20 protein-coding genes are annotated in these 20,810 nt (G+C 70.4%); 14 read left to right on the plus strand and 6 right to left on the minus strand.

Translation table 11 applies throughout. The features are described 5' to 3' along the window. Positions 1-11: 11 nt before the first annotated feature. The gene (gene groL / locus FG385_RS05750; RefSeq protein ID WP_139095520.1) at positions 12-1,634 is read left to right on the plus strand and encodes a chaperonin GroEL; all 1,623 of its coding nucleotides are present in this window, start codon (positions 12-14) and stop codon (positions 1,632-1,634) included. A 105-nt stretch (positions 1,635-1,739) separates the two neighbouring features. Here groL and FG385_RS05755 read toward each other — a convergent pair whose 3' ends face one another. Beyond that, a complete protein-coding gene (locus FG385_RS05755) occupies positions 1,740-2,042 on the minus strand; it encodes a WhiB family transcriptional regulator (protein ID WP_139095521.1) in 303 nt (100 codons plus the stop codon). 227 nt (positions 2,043-2,269) lie between these two features. On the opposite strand from FG385_RS05755, the gene FG385_RS05760 reads away from it, so the two are divergent. From FG385_RS05760 to FG385_RS05780, 5 genes are all read left to right on the plus strand, one after another. Further along, a complete protein-coding gene (locus FG385_RS05760) occupies positions 2,270-3,223 on the plus strand; it encodes a MerR family transcriptional regulator (RefSeq protein WP_139095522.1) in 954 nt (317 codons plus the stop codon). After that, entirely contained in the window at positions 3,201-4,115 is a 915-nt protein-coding gene (locus FG385_RS05765) for a tetratricopeptide repeat protein (RefSeq protein WP_139095523.1), read from the plus strand. The genes FG385_RS05760 and FG385_RS05765 overlap by 23 nt, the downstream gene beginning before the upstream one ends. A 141-nt stretch (positions 4,116-4,256) precedes the next feature. Continuing rightward, entirely contained in the window at positions 4,257-4,853 is a 597-nt protein-coding gene (locus FG385_RS05770; protein ID WP_027940930.1) for a response regulator transcription factor, read from the plus strand. A 233-nt stretch (positions 4,854-5,086) separates the two neighbouring features. Beyond that, positions 5,087-5,659: a sigma-70 family RNA polymerase sigma factor gene (locus FG385_RS05775; protein ID WP_139095588.1), complete on the plus strand. Its 573-nt coding sequence runs from the start codon at positions 5,087-5,089 to the stop codon at positions 5,657-5,659. Further along, the gene (locus FG385_RS05780) at positions 5,660-6,574 is read left to right on the plus strand and encodes an anti-sigma-D factor RsdA (RefSeq protein WP_139095524.1); all 915 of its coding nucleotides are present in this window, start codon (positions 5,660-5,662) and stop codon (positions 6,572-6,574) included. A 64-nt stretch (positions 6,575-6,638) separates the two neighbouring features. Here the strand turns inward: FG385_RS05780 and FG385_RS05785 are convergent, their stop codons facing one another. Then, complete coding sequence (locus FG385_RS05785; RefSeq protein ID WP_160148732.1) at positions 6,639-7,037, minus strand: DUF5319 domain-containing protein; 399 nt, start codon at positions 7,035-7,037, stop codon at positions 6,639-6,641. 82 nt (positions 7,038-7,119) lie between these two features. On the opposite strand from FG385_RS05785, the gene guaB reads away from it, so the two are divergent. The 3 genes from guaB to FG385_RS05800 are packed head-to-tail and all read left to right on the plus strand — an operon-like array spanning position 7,120 to position 11,531. Further along, on the plus strand, positions 7,120-8,622 hold the full coding sequence (gene guaB, locus FG385_RS05790) for an IMP dehydrogenase (protein WP_139095525.1): 1,503 nt from the start codon (positions 7,120-7,122) through the stop codon (positions 8,620-8,622). A gap of 30 nt (positions 8,623-8,652) precedes the next feature. Next, positions 8,653-9,783 carry a GuaB3 family IMP dehydrogenase-related protein gene (locus FG385_RS05795; RefSeq protein ID WP_139095526.1) on the plus strand — a complete coding sequence of 377 codons (1,131 nt, stop codon included), beginning with the start codon at positions 8,653-8,655 and terminating at the stop codon, positions 9,781-9,783. A gap of 56 nt (positions 9,784-9,839) precedes the next feature. Further along, positions 9,840-11,531, plus strand: coding sequence for a GMC family oxidoreductase (locus FG385_RS05800; protein WP_139095527.1), 1,692 nt, complete (start codon positions 9,840-9,842; stop codon positions 11,529-11,531). Here the strand turns inward: FG385_RS05800 and FG385_RS05805 are convergent. Continuing rightward, positions 11,528-12,973: an aldehyde dehydrogenase family protein gene (locus tag FG385_RS05805; RefSeq protein ID WP_139095528.1), complete on the minus strand. Its 1,446-nt coding sequence runs from the start codon at positions 12,971-12,973 to the stop codon at positions 11,528-11,530. The genes FG385_RS05800 and FG385_RS05805 overlap by 4 nt on opposite strands. 67 nt (positions 12,974-13,040) lie before the next feature. Here FG385_RS05805 and guaA point away from each other — a divergent pair, with 67 nt between their 5' ends. Both guaA and FG385_RS05815 read left to right on the plus strand, forming a co-directional pair. Continuing rightward, positions 13,041-14,621 (plus strand): glutamine-hydrolyzing GMP synthase, encoded by a 1,581-nt coding sequence (guaA, locus tag FG385_RS05810; RefSeq protein ID WP_139095529.1) that lies wholly within the window; start codon positions 13,041-13,043, stop codon positions 14,619-14,621. Between the two features lies 1 nt (position 14,622). After that, positions 14,623-15,408: an E3 ubiquitin ligase family protein gene (locus tag FG385_RS05815; RefSeq protein ID WP_139095530.1), complete on the plus strand. Its 786-nt coding sequence runs from the start codon at positions 14,623-14,625 to the stop codon at positions 15,406-15,408. A gap of 13 nt (positions 15,409-15,421) precedes the next feature. On the opposite strand, the gene FG385_RS05820 is transcribed toward FG385_RS05815, so the two are convergent. Together FG385_RS05820 and FG385_RS05825 are read right to left on the minus strand one after the other, a co-directional pair. Then, positions 15,422-15,646 (minus strand): hypothetical protein, encoded by a 225-nt coding sequence (locus tag FG385_RS05820; RefSeq protein WP_235022399.1) that lies wholly within the window; start codon positions 15,644-15,646, stop codon positions 15,422-15,424. Beyond that, entirely contained in the window at positions 15,639-16,868 is a 1,230-nt protein-coding gene (locus FG385_RS05825) for a PspC domain-containing protein (RefSeq protein WP_139095532.1), read from the minus strand. The genes FG385_RS05820 and FG385_RS05825 overlap by 8 nt, the downstream gene beginning before the upstream one ends. A gap of 115 nt (positions 16,869-16,983) precedes the next feature. Here FG385_RS05825 and FG385_RS05830 point away from each other — a divergent pair, with 115 nt between their 5' ends. Then, on the plus strand, positions 16,984-18,291 hold the full coding sequence (locus FG385_RS05830; RefSeq protein ID WP_139095533.1) for an ATP-binding protein: 1,308 nt from the start codon (positions 16,984-16,986) through the stop codon (positions 18,289-18,291). After that, on the plus strand, positions 18,288-18,947 hold the full coding sequence (locus FG385_RS05835) for a response regulator (protein ID WP_139095534.1): 660 nt from the start codon (positions 18,288-18,290) through the stop codon (positions 18,945-18,947). Before FG385_RS05830 ends, FG385_RS05835 begins: the two co-directional genes overlap by 4 nt. Here the strand turns inward: FG385_RS05835 and FG385_RS05840 are convergent. Next, a complete protein-coding gene (locus FG385_RS05840) occupies positions 18,847-19,806 on the minus strand; it encodes a DMT family transporter (RefSeq protein WP_139095535.1) in 960 nt (319 codons plus the stop codon). The genes FG385_RS05835 and FG385_RS05840 overlap by 101 nt on opposite strands. An 82-nt stretch (positions 19,807-19,888) precedes the next feature. Here FG385_RS05840 and FG385_RS05845 point away from each other — a divergent pair, with 82 nt between their 5' ends. Next, on the plus strand, positions 19,889-20,788 hold the full coding sequence (locus FG385_RS05845; RefSeq protein WP_139095536.1) for a LysR family transcriptional regulator: 900 nt from the start codon (positions 19,889-19,891) through the stop codon (positions 20,786-20,788). Positions 20,789-20,810 lie beyond the last annotated feature (22 nt).

A 20,810-nucleotide genomic window follows, 5' to 3' on the forward strand; every position in this document is an offset into this window, starting at 1 on the left:
AGAGGACACCAATGGCTAAGCAGATCAACTTCGACGAGGACGCTCGTCGGGCGCTTGAGCGCGGGGTGAACAAGCTCGCCGACGCGGTCAAGGTCACCCTCGGTCCGCGTGGGCGGCACGTCGTGCTCGACAAGAAGTTCGGCGGCCCCACCATCACGCTCGACGGCGTGACCGTGGCCCGCGAGATCGACCTGGAGGACCCGTTCGAGAACCTCGGGGCCCAGCTCGCGAAGAACGTCGCCACCAAGACCAACGACGTCGCCGGTGACGGCACCACCACGGCCACCGTGCTGGCGCAGTCCCTGGTGAAGGTGGGTCTCCGCAACGTGGCCGCCGGCGCCAACCCGGCCTCGCTCGGCCGCGGTATGGAGGCGGCGGCGGACAAGATCGTGGAGATCCTCAAGAGCAGGGCCACCCCGGTCAAGGGCCGCGAGAACATCGCCCAGGTCGGCACGGTCACCTCGCGGGACGCCAAGATCGGCGACCTGCTCGGCGAGGCCGTGGAGAAGGTCGGCGAGGACGGCGTGATCACCGTGGAGGAGTCCTCCACGATGGCCACCGAGCTCGAGATCACCGAGGGTGTGCAGTTCGACAAGGGTTTCCTGTCGGCGCACTTCGCGACCAACCCCGAAGAGCAGCGGGCGATCCTCGAGAACGCCTACGTCCTGCTGCACCGCGAGAAGATCTCCGCGCTGGCGGACCTGCTCCCGATCCTGGAGAAGGTGGCCGAGGCCAAGCGGGCGCTGCTGATCATCGCGGAGGACGTCGACGGCGAGGCGCTGTCCACCCTGGTGGTCAACTCCCTGCGCAAGACGATCAACGCGGTCGCGGTCAAGGCGCCATTCTTCGGTGACCGCCGCAAGGCGTTCCTGGACGACCTCGGCGTCGTCACGGGCGCGCAGGTCATCTCGTCCGAGATCGGCATGAAGCTGTCCGAGATCGGGCTCGACGCGCTGGGCACCGCCCGCCGTATCGAGGTCACCAAGGACACCACGACGATCGTGGACGGGGCCGGCACGAAGGACGACATCGCCGCGCGGATCGCCCAGATCCGCAAGGAGATCGAGACCACCGACTCCGACTGGGACCGGGAGAAGCTGCAGGAGCGGCTGGCCAAGCTGGGTGGCGGCGTCGCCGTCATCAAGGTCGGTGCGGCCACCGAGACCGAGCTCAACGAGCGCAAGCACCGCATCGAGGACGCCGTGGCTTCGACCAAGGCGGCCGTCGAGGAGGGCATCGTCCCCGGCGGTGGGTCGGCGCTCGTGCACGCGGCCAGGGAACTGGACGACCTCGGCCTCACCGGTGACGAGGCGACCGGCGTCAAGATCGTCCGCGACGCGCTGAGCGCGCCGCTGTACTGGATCGCCAGCAACGCCGGCCTCGAGGGCGCGGTCATCGTGTCCAAGGTGGTCGAGCAGAGCTGGGGCCACGGTCTCAACGCGGTCACCGGCGAGATCACCGACCTGCTCGCGGCCGGCATCGTCGACCCGGTCAAGGTCACCCGCTCCGCGGTGGCCAACGCCGCGTCGATCGCCCGGCTGGTGCTCACCACGGAGAGCTCCGTGGTCGAGAAGCCGGCGGAGGAGGACGAAGAGGCGCAGGGCCACGGTCACGGCCACGGTCACGCGCACTGACGCGAGGCGGTAAAAGAATAGGGGCGGTATCCGGTCGGATACCGCCCCTATTCTGGTGCGAAAAAGGGGTGACGCCCCTGCCGCGTCACCCCTTTTCCCTCCCCCTCACTGGCCGGAAAGAGTCAGCTGCCGCTTGCCGGTCCTGAGGATGTTCTCCCGCTCGGCCTCGGAAAGGCCGCCCCAGATCCCGTACGGTTCGTGTACGGCCAGCGCGTGTTCCCGGCACAACCGCAATACCGGGCAGGACTGGCAAATAGCTTTGGCCCTGGCCTCGCGTCGGGCCCTGGCCGGTCCGCGCTCCCCGTCGGGATGGAAGAAGGCCGCGCTGTCCATCCCTCGGCAGGACCCCTCCAGCTGCCAGTCCCAGATGTCGGCGTTGGGACCGGGAAGCCTGCGCGTGTCTGCCATCGTTGACCGCCTCCGTTATTCGGTCGGATCCCCTCGTTGTCGCACTGGCGACTACTCCATTCGGTGCAACGGCGGTAACGTTAGAAGCGCGCCAATAGTTGTTCAAGGAATTCGGAGGGATTCATCCTTTGGATGTCCCCCGCAAGCGTGAGAACCGGCTCTTCCGCAGGTCGGAGTGCATAACTTTCAGGTTGCTGGGTAGGCATGCGTCCTCGATATTGGGGCGAATGGAGCGCGTACGGCAGGCAGAACCGACGATGCCGGTGGCCGCCGTGGCCAGGCGGCTCGGGGTCGCGCCTGCCACCCTCCGCACCTGGGATCGCCGCTACGGGCTGGGACCGAGCCGGCACACCGGCGGCAAGCACCGCCGCTACGGCTCGGCCGACATCCGCCGCCTTGAACTCATGCAGCGCGCCCTGCTCAGAGGTGCCTCGACCGCAGAGGCCGCCCGGTTCGCGCTCGAAACGCCGATTGCCGACGAGCAGGTCGAGACGCCGGCGCCGACGCGCGCCGAGCCCGATCGATCCGTCGCTCGCCGGCTGCGTGGCGCGGCGCTCGCGATGGACACCGCCGCCACCCAGCACCTGCTGGCGGAGGTGATCACCGAGGCAGGGGTGCTGGCTGCGTGGGAGACCGTCATCGAGCCGGTGCTGACCGCGTTCGGCACCGGCTGGCACGGCGCGCACACCGGCGCGGAGGCCGAATACCTGCTGACCGAGTCCGTGCTCGCGGCGCTGATCCGCGCGACACCCTTGCTCGACCAGCCGCGCAACTCCCGGCCGGTCCTGCTGAGCGGAGTACCCGACGAGCGGCCCGGCCTTCCTCTCTATGCGCTCGCCGCGTGCCTGGCCGAGCGCGGGATCTCGGCGCAGCTGTTCGGAACTCCGCCGCCGGCCGAGGTACTCGCGGTCGCGGTCCGGCGCAGCGCACCGGCCGCGGTCGTCCTGCGGGCGCAGCGGAGCACGGTCGCGGACAGCCGGTTGTTCCCGCGGGTCTCGCGGGGCCGCCAGCGCAGCCGGGTGTTCGCCTGGGGACCCGGCTGGGCCCGCACGCCCTTGCCCGACAAGGTCGAGTTGTTGCCTGACCTGCGCGTAGCCGTCGATCGCATCGAATATGTCCTACTAGGTCCGCCAGCCCCTCGCCCGACCACCACCCCTGATGGAGGCGCTTCGCGCCGCTAGATTTGGTCTCGTGTCGATCGACGAGCTGCGGCGGGCCGCCTTCGGTGACCGGCCGGTGCTCCCGCCAGGTACGCCCGCGTCGCCGCGCGCGAAGCTGCTGACGGCGATCGTGCTCGGCGGGCAGGGGCGGTACGCGGGCGCGGCGACCCTGCTCGACGAAGTAGCCAGAGGGCGGGATCGCGTGCTTGCGTCGCTCGCCCTGTCCACGTTCGCCTCGCATCGGCGCCAGCTCGGCGGGCATCGCGCGGCGTTCGGGCCGGACGGTGCCGCGCTCCGGCTCGTGACAGGTCTGTCCGGCCGGACTGGAGCGCGGATGAGCGGTGATGGCGAAGCTCCCGCTCATCGAGCGCGACCGGGTGCGGGTGTCCCGCAGGAGGAGGACCCGGACGGGATCGACGCCGAGGGGGCGAGGGCCGACGCGCTGCTGGGTCTGGCGGCCGACAATCTGGGCATCGGCCGGTTGCCGCTCGCCCGCCGGCTGGTCGCGCGCGTGACCGCGCGGAGCTGGCGATCGAAGGTCCGGCTCGGCTGGGTCTCCGCGGAGCTCGAACTGGCCGGTGGCCAGGCCGCGAATGCGGTGGAACCGGCGGAGCGCGCGCTCGAGCTCGCCGAGTCCGCCGGCGCCCTGCGGCATGTCGTGAAGTCACGGCTCGTGCTGGCCGCCGCACTCGGCGCGACCGGGGAACGGGAACGAGCGGTGCACCTCGCCGAGGAAGCACTCGCCGTGACGGACGAGTACGCACTACGCTCCCTGAGTTGGCCTGCCGGCTCGATCGCCGCCGAATATGGTCGGGATCGATCCAGGGTCGACGCCATGGTGCACGCTGTGTTACTACGATCTGATCCAGACGGGAGGCGGCTGGCGGGTGAATCGCCGTGGGTCCCGGCGTGACGCCGGTTGGCGCAGTCGAGGCGGCCATACCGACATCCGGGCGAAGATCTTCCAAAAAAAGCCACCGGATCGTGTCAAGGTTCGGCCTAAAGCGTCCGATAGGGGAAGTGGAAGGTCACCCGGCTGCAGGAAGGAAACCCCGTGACTACGGTCTTGATCTGCGACGACCGACGCAGTGTTCGCGAAGGGCTCACCCGCGTGATGTCTGCTGTGCCCGGCGTCAGTCGCATCGACTGTGTAGCGCACGGTGACGAGTTGCTGGCCAGGTATTCGCGGCAGCCGGTGGACGTTGTCCTCGTCGGCACCCAGCGCGCGATGCCGGCCGGGGTGGAGGCGACTCGGCGGCTGGTGTCCGCCAATCCCCAGGCGAACGTGATCGTCTTCGGCGCGCCCGACGATGCCAGCAGCATCGCCGCCGCGATCGCCGGTGGCGCGCGCGGTTACCTGCGGTGGGACGCCTCTCGCCCGGAACTCGTGGCCGCGCTGGCGCATACGCTCGCGAGCACCTCGGTGCCGGCGCCCCGCCAGCCGGCCGACCCCGGTGTCCAGCTCACCGAACGCGAGTTGCAGGTACTGCGGGGGATGAGCCAGGGGAAGAGCAACGGCCAGATCGGCCGCGAGCTCTACCTGTCGGAGGACACGGTGAAGACCCACGCGCGGCGCCTGTTCCGCAAGCTTGGCGTGCGGGACCGTGCCCAGGCCGTCGCCCACGGGTTTCGCCGCGGGCTCGTGTCCTGAGTGCTTCTCCGAGCCTCTCTCGTCTTGTAAGCTGCGCAAGTCGTTGAATTCTTGAACACCTTCGCGTGATCCGTCGCCGGCGCGCTCCGGATTTCCCGGGGCGCGCCGAACGCGACCGTGCACGAGCGATGTCGATGCCGGACGGTACGGTGGGCATCACCGGTGCGAGGGACCTCGATCTCACGCGCCATCATTTTGTACGCCTACACGTAACGCTGGGACTGTTGTCTGCGATGGCCACTGTGGGGGACGGACTGGAGGAGTCAGTCGCCGCCGCCGTCGAGGGAGATCCTCAGGCGGTGGAGCGGCTGCTTGCCGCCATCCGTCCTCTTGTGGTGCGGTATTGCCGCGCCAGGGTTGGCCGGCAGGAGCGATCATTCGCTTCAGCAGACGACGTAGCGCAGGAGGTGTGTCTCGCGGTGCTCACGGCCCTGCCTTCGTACCGTGATCAAGGACGACCGTTCCTGGCTTTCGTGTACGGCATCGCCCAGCACAAGGTCGCCGACGCGCACCGTGCTGCCGCCCGTAACCGGGCAGAACCCGTGGCCGAGATCCCCGACGAGGTCGAGGGGGACATAGGTCCGGAGCAGCACGCCCTGCAGGGGGAGTTGAACGAGCGCATGGCCCAGTTGCTGCGGGTGCTGCCGGACAAACAACGCGAGATCGTGGTGCTGCGAGTGGTCGTGGGGCTGTCAGCTGAGGAGACCGCGGACGCGGTCGATTCGACCCCGGGCGCGGTCCGGGTCGCTCAGCACCGGGCTCTCGCGCGGCTCCGTAAGGCGCTGGCGTCCGAGGAGGTGGCCTGAGTGACCGACCGCGAGAGCCGCGACGAGATCAGACGTGAGCTCGGTGGGTATGACGACACGCTGAGTGCGTCGCAGGCCGCGTTCGAGGCCGATCTGTCCGCCGTGCACGCCGACGACGCGCTGCTGGACGCGCTCGGCGGGTCCGATCCCAAGGTGGCGGACGGTCTGGGGGACCAGGAGCTCAACGCGCTGCTGCTGGCCTGGCGGCGCGACATCGACAGCGAGCCACTCGCCGAGCTGGTGGACACCGACACCGCGGTCACCACAGTGAAGACAGCGGCACTCGCGCAGAAGCACGGGCAGCGCACCCGCAGGCGCCGGGTCCTCGTACCGGTCGCGGTTGCCGCCGCCGTGCTCGCCATCGCCTTCAGCGGCACCGGGATCGCCGCGCGGGACGCCCAGCCGGGCGACGCGCTGTGGGGCCTGACGAAGGTCCTCTACTCAGACCACGCCCGCTCGGTCGAGGCGGCCTCCGCAGCCCGCACCGACCTGCAGCAGGCGAGTATCGCGTTGTCGCAGGGCCGCATCGCCGAGGCGCAGCAGGCGCTGGCCGAGGCGGCCACGAAGCTGAGGCAGGTGGCCTCCGAGGACAACCGCGCCCAGTTGATGCGGGAGCACCAGCAGCTGTCCGAGATGCTGCAGAATCCGTCGTCGAGCACGCCCCCGCCGACCTCGTCTTCGCAGACGTCGTCGTCCGAGCCGGTCACCTCGACCACGACGCCGCCGAGCAGCTCGCCGACCACGACCACCTCGCCGTCGAGCCCGAGCACGTCGACCCCCACGGAAACCTCCACCTCGACACCGCCGACCACGAGCAGCAGCTCGGTCTCGGCGGCGGGAACGAACAGCGGCGGAACGGTCCGCTTCGACACGACGGCCGACGGGCAGGCCCCGGCCGGGACCTCCGGCAACTGAGGGGCTCGTTCCCGGGCGGAGAGCGCTCGCCCGGCGGTGGTTCGGCTCGCGTTGTCAGTGCTGGTTACGGGCGGGCGCTTTCGGTGGCGGTGACGCCGTCGGCGAATCCTCGGCAGTAGTCCCAGCTGACGTAGTCGGCCGGGTCCGGGTCGTATGCCGGTTCGTGCGGGCGCATCCGGCCGTCGGCCAGCAGCTGCTCGAGGCTCGCGCGCAGCAGCGACCAGTCGTGGAAATGCGGTTGGTCACATTCGCCGCAGTCCACGACGATCCCGCGGACCCCGCGCGGCTCCAGCAGCGCCTGGTAGACGGCCAGGTCCGACAGGTCGGACAGCAGCTCGGCGCGAGCCTGGCCGTCGATGGGTTCGTCCAGGTCATCGCCGAAAAAGCCCATCCCCTTCGCAGGGTCGTCGGGGTCGTCTGCGAACGGGTCCGGGGGCAACACGTCGTGCGGCACGGCCTGCACGGTACCGGGCCAGGGTGGGGTGCTGTCCAGATACCATCGACAAGGAGTTCTCCGATCCGCCGAGGAAGGTCTGTCACCAGCTATGACGAGCGAATTCACCCCGCAAGACAAGTTCGCGATGCTGGGCCTGACCTTTGACGACGTCCTCCTGCTGCCGGCGGAGTCGGACGTGCTGCCGAGCAGCGTCGACACCGGCACCCGGCTTTCCCGCAACGTCACGTTGCGCGTCCCGATCGTCTCCGCCGCGATGGACACCGTGACCGAGGCGCGAATGGCGATCGCGATGGCCCGCCAGGGCGGGATGGGCGTGCTGCACCGGAACCTCCCGATCGACGAGCAGGCCGCGGCGGTCGAGGTGGTGAAGCGGTCCGAGGCCGGGATGGTGACCGACCCGGTGACCTGCTCCCCGGAGGACACCCTCGCCGAGGTCGACGCGCTGTGCGCGCGGTTCCGCATCTCCGGCGTGCCGGTCACCGACGCGGCAGGCCAGCTCGTCGGCATCATCACCAACCGCGACATGCGCTTCGAGGTGGACTACAGCCGCCCAGTCAGCGAGGTCATGACCAGCGAGAACCTCATCACCGCGCAGGTGGGGGTCACCGCGGACGCCGCGCTCGGGCTGCTGCGGCGGCACAAGATCGAGAAGCTGCCGATCGTGGACGGTGCGGGCAAGCTGCGCGGGCTGATCACCGTGAAGGACTTCGTCAAGACCGAGCAGTACCCCAACGCGACCAAGGACCCGGACGGCCGGCTGCTGGTGGGCGCCGCGGTCGGGGTCGGCGCCTCGGGGCACCAGCGCGCGATGGCGCTGGCCGATGCGGGCGTGGACGTGCTGATGGTCGACACCGCGCACGGGCACTCCCGCGCGGTCGTCGACATGGTCTCGACCCTCAAGAAGGAACTGGGGGACACGGTCGACGTCGTCGGCGGCAACGTGGCCACCCGCGCGGGCGCGCAGGCGCTCGTCGACGCGGGCGCGGACGGGGTGAAGGTCGGGGTCGGGCCGGGCTCGATCTGCACCACCCGGGTGGTCGCCGGTGTCGGCGTGCCGCAGATCTCCGCGATCTACGAGGCCGACCAGGCCTGCCGCCCGGCCGGCGTTCCGGTGATCGGTGATGGCGGCATCCAGTACTCGGGCGACATCGTCAAGGCCATCACCGCGGGCGCCTCCAGCGTCATGCTGGGCAGCCTCCTGGCCGGCACAGCCGAATCGCCGGGGGATCTGATCCTGGTCAACGGCAAGCAGTTCAAGACCTACCGGGGCATGGGCTCGCTCGGCGCGATGTCCTCGCGGGACGGGAACAAGTCCTACTCGAAGGACCGCTACGCCCAGGACGACGTGCTGAGCGAGGACAAACTGATCCCCGAGGGCATCGAGGGCCGGATCGCGTTCCGCGGGCCGCTGGCCATCGTCCTGCACCAGCTCGTCGGCGGCCTGCGGATGGGTATGGGGTACGCGGGCGCCGAGTCGGTCAGCCGGCTGCAGCAGGCGCAGCTGGTGCGGATCACCGCGGCCGGGCTCAAGGAGAGCCACCCGCACGACATCACGATGACGGTCGAAGCGCCCAACTACACCGCCCGCTGACGGCGAGCAGCTCACGAGAAGGGATCCGACGTGCGGGATCTGGTCGAGATCGGCATGGGACGTACCGCGCGCCGCGCGTACGACCTCGACGACGTGGAGATCGTCCCGTCGCGCCGGACACGTTCGTCCGCGGTGGTGTCCACCGCCTGGCAGATCGATGCCTACCGGTTCGAGCTGCCGCTGGTCACGCATCCGACCGACGCGATCGTGTCGCCGGCGAGTGCTGCGGAGATCGGCAAGCTGGGTGGGCTCGGCGTGCTGAACGCCGAGGGCCTGTGGGCCCGGCACTCCGACGTCGAGAAGGCGATGCGGCGGCTCGTCGACACGGCGCGGGACGAGGACCCGACCGCGCTGGTTCGGGTGCTGCAGGAATTGCACTCCGCGCCGGTGCAGCCGGAGTTGCTGGGCGAGGCGCTGCACGCGGTGCGCGAGTCGGGCGTGACGCTGGCCGCCCGGGTGAGCCCGCAACGTGCCGCCGAACTCACCCCGCACCTGATCGCCGCGGGCGTGGAACTGCTGGTCGTGCAGGGCACGATCATCTCCGCCGAGCACGTGTCCGGCGATGCGGATCCGCTGGACCTGAAGGAGTTCATCGGGAGCCTCGACGTACCGGTGATCGCCGGTGGCGTCGCGGACTACCGCACGGCGATGCACCTGATGCGCACCGGCGCCGCGGGCGTGATCGTCGGACACGGCTTCACCCCGGGTATCACGAGCACGGACCGCGTGCTGGGCATCGGGGTGCCGATGGCCACCGCGATCATCGACGCGGCGGCGGCTCGCCGGGACTACCTCGACGAGACGGGCGGTCGCTACGTCCACGTGCTCGCCGACGGCGGCATGACCTCGTCGGGTGACATCGCGAAGGCGATCGCGTGCGGGGCGGATGCGGTCATGCTGGGCGCGCCGCTGGCGGCGTCCTCGACCGCGCCGGGGCACGGGCTGTACTGGACCGCCGCGGCCGCGCACCCGTCGCTGCCGCGTTCGCGCGTCGCCGCCGGCCCGGAGGTCGAGGTCGACCTGCAGACCCTGCTGTACGGCCCGTCCTCGGACGCCGAAGGCGCGGTCAACCTGTTCGGCGCGCTGCGCCGGGCCATGGCGAAGACCGGGTACTCGGACCTGAAGGAGTTCCAGCGCGTCGGCCTGTCCGTCCGCGGCTGAACTGGTCAGTAACTTACTCCTGGTCAGGAGCTGCGGGGCGCGTTACCCTTTTTGGTGTGACCGCGAGTAACAGCAGTGCAGCTGACTATGACGTGATCGTGGTCGGATCGGGTTTCGGCGGCAGTGTCGCGGCCCTCCGGCTGACGGAGAAGGGCTACCGGGTCGCCGTGCTCGAGGCGGGCCGGCGCTTCGCCGACGACGAGTTCGCGAAGACGTCCTGGGACCTCAAGCGCTACCTGTGGGCGCCGGCGCTCGGCTGTTTCGGCATCCAGCGCATCCACCTGCTCAACAACGTCATGGTCCTCGCGGGCGCCGGGGTCGGCGGCGGTTCGCTGGTGTACGCGAACACGCTGTACCGCCCGCTCAAGCCCTTCTATCGCGACAGGCAGTGGGCGCACATCACCGACTGGGAGGCCGAACTCACGCCGTACTACGACCAGGCGAGCCGGATGCTGGGCGTGGTCACGAACCCCACCATCACCCCCTCGGACGAGGTGATGCGCAAGGTCGCGGCCGATATGAAGGTCGCGGACTCGTTCCACCCGACGCCGGTCGGGGTGCTGTTCGGCAAGCCCGGCGAGCGGGTGGCGGACCCGTACTTCGGCGGGGCAGGACCGGACCGGGCCGGCTGCACCGAATGCGGTTCGTGCATGACCGGATGCCGCGTCGGCGCGAAGAACACCCTGGTGAAGAACTACCTGTACCTCGCGGAGCAGGGCGGCGCGAAGGTCCTTCCACTGACCACTGTGGACGCCGTAAGGCCGCGGCCGGACGGATCGTTCGTCGTGGACGTGCACAAGACCGGCGCCCGCCGCAAGGAGAGCCTGACGGCGGGGCAGGTCGTGCTCGCCGCCGGCACGTGGGGTACTCAGCGGCTGCTACACCGCATGCGGGACAAGGGCGCGCTGCCCGCGCTGTCCCCCCGGTTCGGCGAACTGACCCGCACGAACTCCGAAGCGATCATCGGCGCGGGGCGGGCGACGGTCGATCCGGCGCAGGATTTCAGCCGGGGCGTGGCGATCACGTCGTCGATCCATCCGGACGAGACCACGCATATCGAGCCGGTGCGCTACGGCAAGGGCAGCAATGCGATGAGCCTGCTCCAGACGATCGCGACGGACGGCTCGCTGCCGACCCCGCGCTGGCGGCAGATGGTGGGGACCCTGCTGCGGCATCCGATCCAGTCGCTGCGGTTGCTCAACGGGTACCGGTGGAGCGAGCGGACGGTGATCCTGCTGGTGATGCAGAGCCTGGACAACTCGATCACCACGTACACCAGGCGCGGCCTGTTCGGGCGGCGGAAGTACACCTCGAAACAGGGGCACGGCGAGCCGAACCCGTCGTTCATCCCGGCCGGGCACGAGGCGAACCAGCGCACCGCCGAGCACATCGGTGGCGTCGCTGGCGGAACCTGGGGCGAGATCTTCGACATCCCGCTGACCGCGCACTTCATCGGCGGCGCGCCGATCGGGCTGACCGAGGACGAGGGTGTGATCGACGCGTACCACCGCGTGTTCAACTACCCCGGTTTGTCCATTGTGGATGGGACGGCGGTCACGGCGAACCTCGGCGTGAACCCGTCGCTGACCATCACCGCCCAGGCCGAGCGCGCGTTTTCCTTCTGGCCCAACAAGGGCGAGGCCGATCCGCGCCCGGCTCAGGCGGAGGGCTACCGGCGGCTGGACCCGGTCGCGCCGAAGAACCCCGCCGTCCCGGCGGAGGCTCCCGCGGCCCTGCGGTTGGGCTAGAGCTCGATCCCGGTGAACACCGTGACGCGCTCCTCGGTGAGGTCGTGCATCGCGGCGAGGACACCTTCGCGGCCGACGCCGGAGCCTTTCACGCCGCCGTAGGGCATCTGGTCCGCACGGTACGAAGGCACGTCGCCGACGATGACGCCACCGACTTCCAACTCCGCCGACGCGCGGAACGCCAGCTGCACGTCACGCGTGAACACACCGGCCTGCAGGCCGTACGCCGAGGCGTTGACCGACGCGAAGGCCTCGTCTGCACTGTCCACGATGGACACTGCGAGCACCGGGCCGAAGATCTCCTCCGCCCAGGCCCTGGCTTCCACGGGCACGTCCGTCAGTAGCGTCGGCTCGACGCTCGCGCCCTCCCGTGAGCCGCCGGTGAGCACCTTCGCGCCGCCCGCCACGGCCTCGTCGATCCACGAGACGATCCGCTTCGCGGCGGCCTCGTCCACCACCGGGCCGACGTCGATCGTCGCGTCGTACGGGTCGCCCGTCTTCAGCGCGCGCACTGCGTCGAGCAGCGCCGGGACGAACTCGTCCGACACCGAGCGCTCGACGATCACCCGCTGCACCGCGATGCAGGACTGCCCGGCCTGGTAGTTGCCGAACGTCGCGATGCGCGCGGCCGCACCCGGCAGGTCCGGCCAGTCACCGAGCACGACCGCCGCCGCGTTGCCGCCCAGTTCCAGCACCACGTGCTTGCGCGCCGCCGACTCGGCCAGCGACCAGCCGACCGGACCGGAACCGGTGAAGGACACCACGGCCAGCCGAGGGTCTTCGACCAGTCGCGCGGTCTCCTCGTTGCCCAGCGGCAGCACGGAGAACGCGCCCTCCGGCAGGTCTGTCTCGGCCAGGATCTCGCCCAGGATCAACGCCGACAGCGGGGTGCGCGGCGCGGGCTTGACGATGATCGGCGCGCCCACCGCGAGCGACGGCGCGACCTTGTGTGCCACCAGGTTCAGCGGGAAGTTGAACGGCGCGATGCCCAGCACCGGACCGCGCGGCACCCGGCGCACCAGCGCGAGCCGCCCTTCGCCACCGGCGTCGGTGTCGAGCCGCTGGACCTCGCCGGTGAACCGGCGCGCCTCCTCCGCGGCGATCCGGAACACCGAGATCGCACGTTTGACCTCGATCTCCGCCCATTTGAACGGTTTGCCGTTCTCCGCGGTGATGACCTCGGCCAGTTCCTCGGCCCGCGCGGCGAGCCCGCGGGAGACGTGGTCCAGTGCGGCGGCCCGGACGTGCGCGGGCGAGCGGCGGAAGCCGGGCGCGACGGCGACCGCCGCGGCGACCGCTCGTTCGACCTGCTCGGGCCCCGGCACGGCGACGGTCGCGACCTCGCTGCCGTCGAAGGGGTGGGTGACCTCGAGCGTGCTGGTGCCCTGCTCCGCCCGGCCGGCTATCCACGCGGGGCGTGGCTCCGGAGTGAAGGTGTCCATGTGTCCAAGGTAAGACGCGCCGGTTACGTCCGGGCCGGGGGCGGCGTGGTGTGGCTCACCTGGGACGATGGACAGGTCGAGGTACGCCCCCGAGGAGGTGCGAGTGGGTCCGGTCATCGTGGTGGACTTCGGTGCGCAGTACGCGCAGCTGATCGCGCGCCGGGTCCGTGAGGCCCAGGTGTACTCCGAGGTGGTGCCGCATACCGCGACGGTCGAGGAGATCACGGCGAAGCAGCCCGCCGCGATCATCCTTTCGGGTGGTCCGGCCAGCGCCTACTCGCCCGGCGCGCCTGGGATGGACCCGGAACTGGCCAAGACCGGCGTTCCCATCTTCGGCATCTGCTACGGCTTCCACGTGCTGGCGCAGGCGCTCGGCGGGACGGTCGAGGCGACCGGTGCCCGCGAGTACGGCCGCACCGAGATCAACCTGAGCGACGACGCCGGGGTGCTGCACCGTGAGCTGCCCGCCAGGCACCAGGTGTGGATGAGCCACGGTGACAGCGTCACGAAGGCGCCGCCCGGTGCCATGGTCACCGCGACCTCCGAGGGCGCGCCGGTCGCCGCGTACGAGAATCCGGCCGAGCGTTATGCCGGGGTCCAGTACCACCCCGAGGTCCTGCACTCACCGCACGGGCAGGAGGTGCTGCGCCGCTTCCTGCGCGATATCGCCGGTATCCGTCCGGAGTGGACAACCGCGTCCATTGTGGACGATCAGGTGGCGAAGATCCGCGAGCAGATCGGGGACGGCCGCGCCATCTGCGGGCTGTCCGGTGGGGTCGACTCCGCCGTCGCGGCCGCGCTCGTGCAGCGCGCCATCGGCGACCGGCTCACGTGCGTGTTCGTCGACCACGGCCTGCTGCGGGCCGGTGAACGCGCCCAGGTCGAGCGGGACTTCGTCGCCGCGACCGGGGTCAACCTGGTCACCGTGGACGCCCGCGAGCGGTTCCTCGAAGCGCTGGCCGGGGTGACCGACCCGGAGCAGAAGCGCAAGATCATCGGCCGCGAGTTCATCCGCGTCTTCGAGCAGGCCGAGCGGGACCTCAAGGCCCAGGGTGATTACCGGTTCCTCGTGCAGGGCACGCTGTACCCGGACGTCGTCGAGTCCGGCGGTGGCGCGGGCGCATCGAACATCAAGAGCCACCACAACGTCGGCGGCCTGCCCGAGGATCTGCAGTTCGAACTCGTCGAGCCGCTGCGGCTGCTGTTCAAGGACGAGGTGCGCCGGGTGGGCCTGGAGCTGGGGCTGCCCGAGACGATCGTGCACCGCCAGCCGTTCCCCGGCCCCGGCCTCGGCATCCGCATCATCGGCGAGATCACCCACGACCGGTTGGAGACGCTGCGCGCCGCCGACGCGATCGCACGCGAGGAGCTCACCGCCGCCGGTCTGGATCGCGACATCTGGCAATGCCCGGTGGTGCTGCTCGCGGACGTGCGCAGCGTCGGCGTGCAGGGCGACGGCCGCACCTACGGGCATCCGGTGGTGCTGCGCCCGGTGTCCAGTGAGGACGCGATGACCGCGGACTGGACCCGGCTGCCGTACGACGTGCTCGAACACATCTCGACCCGGATCACCAACGAGGTGGCCGAGGTCAACAGGGTCGTGTTGGATGTGACGAGCAAGCCGCCCGGCACCATCGAATGGGAATGACATGTGGATCCTGGGGTTGGTGCTGATCGCGGCGGCGGTCGGCGGGTTCTTCTGGATGCAGTCCACCAAACGTGAGCTGCACGCGATGATCGGCACGGAGACGCTGTCGATCCCGGAGCTGGAGGACCTGCGGCGGATCTCCGACGAACTCGGCGCGCGCGGCGGGTTCCGCAAGACCGCGGAGGTGTTGGGCGCCGCGCATCCCCGGCCCGAGGGGCTGCTGACCGCGGAGATCAGCAAGATCCCGTGCGTGTGGTACCGCTACCGGGTGGAACGGCAGTACGAGCATGTCGAGTACCGCGACGGCCGCCGCCACACCTCGAAGCGCACGGAGAAGGTCGCGGACCACACCTCGTCGGAGGGTTACGCGCTGATCGACGAGGCCGGGCGCACGATCGGAGTCGCCCCGGACGGCACGAAACCCGAGGGCGCCGAGCAGTCGGTGAACCGGTTCGAGCCCTACCGCGGCGGGGACCAGCCCGTCGAGCTGTTCGGCCTCCGGCTGCCGGGATTCCTCGCGGGGAACCGGGATTCGACGATCGGGTTCGAGTACTCCGAGTGGCTCATCCGGCCCGGCACCCGGCTGTACATCCTCGGCGAGGTGCACGACATCATCGGGCCGCTGGTGATCGCGAAGCCCCAGGAGAAGGGGCATTTCCTCATCGCGGCGAAGACGGAGCAGGAACTCCGGGCGGACCGCACCCGGCGGCACAAGCTGCTCGCCGCCGGGGTGCTGGTCGCCTTCTTCGCCGGTGTCGCGCTGACCGTGGTCGGCATCATCCGCTGACTGCGATGCCGTGCTAGTCCCGGCGGCCGCCGCGGAGGGAGGCGCCGAGCATCAGGACGCCGAACAGGATCGCGCCGCCCGCGAGCAGCCAGCGCAGGTCCAGCGAGGGGAACCACGCCGTGCCGTCGGTCAGCGTGTAGGCCGACGCGAACAGGGTCGCGATCCCGATCAGCAGGGAGAACACGTCCACCCCGCGGCGGCGGGGCCGCTGTTCCGTCGTCTCGTCGTACTCAGCCACGGCGCACCTCGATATCTCCCGCTCCCTGCGTAACCTTCACGTTCACCTGCAGCCCGCCAGGACCGTCGGTGCCGTCGTTCTGCCCGGTGACGGCAGGGCGGCCGACGCCGTCGGTCGTCTCGCCGAGGCAGTTCACGTTCCCGGCCTGGACCTGGCAGTCGTAGCGCACGTCCGCGGTCTCCGGGACGATGATCGTGGTCTGGCCGGCTCCGGCGTGGACCTCGGTCGTCACCGGTGTGGTCGCGTCGAGCCTGGTCAGGTCGAGCCGCATGTTGCCAGCCGTGTGCGAGTACACCGGCTGCACCTCCGCGGCGGTGGTGGGCGTCGAGTCGATGTCGCCGAAGCCGCCCGAGTACTGCGAGACCGGGACCGAAGTCATCGCCGCCCCGACGATCGCCAGCGGCACCGCCAGCCAGATCAGCCCCCGGCCGCCGCGGACGAACGCCCCCGCGACCAGCCCGACGCCGAGCACGCCGAGCACCAGGCCGATGATGTGCTGCGCGGTGAACCAGCCGATCCCGGCGGAGGCGCTGGCCGCGCCCGCCCCGGCCACGAGCAGCGCGGCGCCGAACGTCGCCGGGCCGACTTTGGACCGGGGCCGCCTCGCCGGGGGCGGTGGTGGCGACGGCGGTGGCGCGTACGGCTGTTCCGGCTCCGGCAGATCCCAGGCCAGTGGCGGCGCGCCGAGCGGGTCCGCCGTGGCGCCCGCACTGGGCGTGGACATCGGGTAGGTCATGGTCTCCTCCGCGGGTGCGACCGGCCGGTTCTCCTGGCCACGGCTCCGATGCAGCAGGTACAGCGCGGTCACCAGCAGTGCCAGCCCGATCAGCCCGCCCCCGTCGAACCAGCCCAACCTGCTGCCGAACGCGAGGCTCGCCAGCGGGAAGAACGCGATGACGAGGATGATCGTGAAGCCCCTCGACATCGAGCTGCGACCGCGGCCGATCAGCGCCTCGATGGGCGAGACCTGGTCGCGCTCGCCGGGAAAGAACAGCCACCCCAGCACGTACAGCGACAGCCCGACGCCGCCGAAGATCGTCGCCACCACGAACGCGACCCGCACGAGCACCGGGTCGATGCCGTACCGGTTGCCGATCGCGGCCGCGACGCCGGCGACCTTCTTGCCCTGCGAGGGCCGCCGGGGCCGGCTTGCCCAGAAGTCCTTCAGCGTGTCTTCGAACCCGCCGAGATGCGTCCTGGTCCGGTCTGCTGTGCCACTCATGCCTTCGAATATCGGTGACGCGCCGCGCGTGCACATCCGGGAACGTCCCTGAGATTCACGATCAGGGTCTTTCCCTGATGAATCGGGCTTGCGGGCGTGTGACCATGGAAGAACCATGGACGACGTGCAGGAAGAGGCCCGCGAGAAGGCCGTCAGCCGAGTGCCTTCGAGCGCGCTCGCCCAGCCGGAGGGTCCGCCGAAGCTGTACCGGCGCCGGTCGGGGCGCGCGGTCGCGGGCGTTTCGGCGGGGCTCGCCGACCATCTCGGCGTGCGCGTGGTGTGGGTGCGGGCGACCTTCGCCGTGCTCGCCGCGTTCGGCGGAGCCGGGCTGCTGGCGTACGGCCTGTTGTGGGTGTTCGTGCCGCAGCGCCGGGGGGACGACGCGGCGCAACCGGTGTCGGCGAAGGAACGGCAGCAGGCGATCGGGCTGCTCGTCCTCGGCATCGGGCTCGCGGTCGGCGGGAGCACCGTCACCGGCGTGATCAGCGGCTGGGTGGCCGCACCGCTGGCGGTCGCGCTCGTCGGCGCCGCCGTCGTCTGGCGCGAGGCCGACGAGTCGCAGCGCCGCCGCTGGCGCTCCGGTGCCCGTTCTGGCGTGGCCGGGATGGTGCTCGGCGGTGGCGGGTGGTCGGCCGCCGTGCGCATTCTCGCCGGGGTCGCGCTGGTCATCACCGGTATCGGCGTGCTGGTGCTGCGCAGCGGCAGCTTCGACCAGCTGCAGTTCGCGCTCATCGCGGTGGTGGCGACGCTCGTCGGGGTCGCCGTGCTGACCGTGCCGTTCTGGCTGCGCATGGTGCGTGACCTGGGGGAGGAGCGCCGGGCCCGCATCCGTACCGAGGAGCGCGCCGAGATCGCCGCCCACCTGCACGACTCGGTGCTCCAGACGTTGGCGCTGATCCAGAAGCAGGCGGACACTCCCAAGGAGGTCGCGCGGCTCGCGCGCGGGCAGGAGCGGGAGCTGCGGGGCTGGCTGTACGGCCCGTCGGGTTACGGGACGCCCAAGGAGATCGCCGACGGCGGGGGCGGGCAGCTGTCCACCGCGATCGCGGCGGTCTGCGGCGAGGTGGAGGACTCGTTCGCGATCTCGGTCTCGCAGGTCGTGGTGGGGGAAGCGGAGCTGGACGAATCGTTGCGCGCGCTCGTGCAGGCCGCCCGCGAGGCGATGGTCAACGCCGCCAAGCACGCGGGTGTCGAGGAGGTCAGCGTGTACGCCGAGGTCGAGCCCACCTCGGTGATGGTGTTCGTGCGCGACCGCGGTAAGGGCTTCGATCCGGAGGCGGTGTCGGAGGACAGGCATGGCCTCGCGGACTCGATCCGGGGCAGGATGGAACGCAATGGCGGTACGGTGCGGCTGCGCACCGCGCCCGGGGACGGGACGGAAGTGCAGCTGGAAATGCCGATCAAGCAGGGGAGTGCGGCATGAGTGAAGCGCCGGTGACTGTGTTCCTGGTGGACGATCACGCGCTGTTCCGTGCCGGGGTGCGCACGGAGCTGGACTCGATCAGCGACGAGGTGCGCGTCGTGGGCGAGGCCGGTTCGGTGGCGGAGGCCGTCGCCGGGATAGCGCGGACGAAACCGCAGGTCGTGCTGCTGGACGTGCATATGCCGGACGGCGGGGGAGCCGAGGTGCTGCGCCGGGTGCGGCCCGAACTGCCGGATGTGGTGTTCCTCGCGCTGTCGGTGTCCGACGCCGCGGAGGACGTGATAGCCGTGATCCGCGCCGGCGCGCGAGGCTACGTCACGAAGACGATCTCTTCGACGGAACTGGTTCGCGCGATCACCCGCGTCGCGGAGGGGGACGCGGTGTTCTCCCCGCGGCTGGCCGGGTTCGTGCTCGACGCGTTCGCCGACCGGCCCGGCTCGGCGCCGATCAGCGACCCGGAACTGGACCTGCTCACCCCGCGCGAGCGCGATGTGCTGCGGCTGCTCGCGCGTGGCTACGCGTACAAGGAGATCGCCTCGGAGTTGTTCATCTCGGTCAAGACGGTCGAGACGCATGTGTCGAGCGTGCTGCGGAAGACACAGCTTTCGAACCGCTACGAGCTTTCTCGCTGGGCTTCGGATCGCCGGCTCGTTTGAGCCTGGTGAGCGCGACCCCGGCGAGCACGACGACCATGCCGCCCAGCACGCGCGCGTTCAGTGCCTCGTGGAGCACGATGGTGCCGAGCACCACCGAGACCACCGGGATCAGGTAGCCGACCATCGACACCGCCACCGCGCTCTCGGTGGCGAGCAGCCGGTAGTTCAGCGCGAACGCGATACCCGTCGAGAACACGCCGAGCATGACCACGGCGAGCACACCCGCGACGCTCGGGTGCACCGGTTCGATCCCGCCCGCCGGCAGCGCGAGCAGCACGAACCCGCTCGCCGCCATCATCTGCGCACCGGCGAGCGCGACCGGCGAGGAACCGGTGCCGGACAGGAACCGGCTTTCGTAGGTGAAGACGAGGCCGTAGCTCAGCGCCGCGGCGAGGCACGCGAGCGCGCCCCAGCTGAGCAGCCCACCGGCCTGCCAGGGCGCGAAGATCAGCAGGATGCCCGCGAGGCCCAGCACGAGCCCGCCGATCCGCGGCAGCCCGAGCTTGCGGTCGACGCCGAACACGAACGCCGCCACTAGTGTCCACAGGGGAGTGGTTCCGTTCAGCACCCCGGTGACGCCCGAACTGACGGTCTCCTCGCCGACCGCGAACAGCAGGAACGGGATGGCGTTGTGGAGCAGGGCGGCGACGACGAGATGCCCCCACACCCGCCGGTCGGTGGGCAGGCGATCGCGCTGGGTGCAGCAGATCACCACGAGTACGGCCGCGCCGAGCACGAGCCGGATCAGCACCAGTTGCACCGGGCTGAAGGCGCCGAGCGCCAGCTTGATCCACAGGAAGCTCGAACCCCACATCAGCGCGAGCGCGCCGAGGCGCAGCAGTGTTTTCGTCTCTCCCACGCTGCCAGACTGGCCACGATGATCCGTTAGGACAAGCGAAATAAACTACAGGAACCCTTCAGCAGAACTGTAGGCTCGGCGCATGCTTGACGTCCGGCGAATGCAGATCCTGCGCGCGGTGATCACCAGTGGCTCGATCACGGCCGCCGCACGCAACCTCGGGTACACGCCGTCCGCGATCAGCCAGCAGCTGGCCACGCTCGAACGTGAGGCCGGGATTGAGCTCCTGGAGCGTGTCGGGCGTGGCGTCCGCCCGACGGCGGCGGGTGCGCTGCTGTCCGAGCATGCGGGGGTCCTGTCCGGGCAGCTGTCGAAGGCCGAGTCCGAACTGGCCGATCTCAAGATGGGCCGGACCGGACGGCTCGCGGTCCGCTACTTCGCGACCGCCGGCCCCGCGCTCGTGCCGCCCGCGGTCGCGGCGGTCCGGCGCGAGTTTCCCGGCGTCCAGCTGGACCTGAAGCTGCGTGAGCCGCTCGAATCGATCCCGGAGGTCTCGTCCGGCGAAGCCGATGTGTCGATCGTCGTGTGGCGCGGCGAGTGGCGGATCAAGACCGTGGAGCTGATCCACCTGCTCGACGACCCGTATCGCGCGGCGCTCCCGCGCACCCATCCGTTGGCGCGTAAGCGAATTCTTGACCTTACGGATCTGCGCGACGAGCCGTGGGTCGGCAACGAGGGCACGCCCGGCCCGTGCCGGGACGTACTCGTGGCGGCGTGCGCGTCCGCCGGGTTCACCCCGAACTTCGTGATGGACTGCGCGGACTACCAGACGGCACAAGGGTTCGTGGCCGCCGGGCTCGGTATCAGCCTGGTACCGGTGCTCGGCCTCGGCACACCGCATCCCGGTGTGGTGATCAAGCGGATCCGCCGCCCGGAGCCGGTCCGGGCGATCCACGCCGCGGTGGCGACCCGCGCGATGAACCGGCCTGCCGTGCAGCAGTTACTCACGACGCTGCGAGGCGCGTCCGCAGCGGCGGCCTAGTTCGGGTGTCCCTTAAGTTCGC

The organism is Amycolatopsis alkalitolerans (assembly GCF_006152065.1).
GTDB lineage: Bacteria > Actinomycetota > Actinomycetes > Mycobacteriales > Pseudonocardiaceae > Amycolatopsis_E > Amycolatopsis_E alkalitolerans.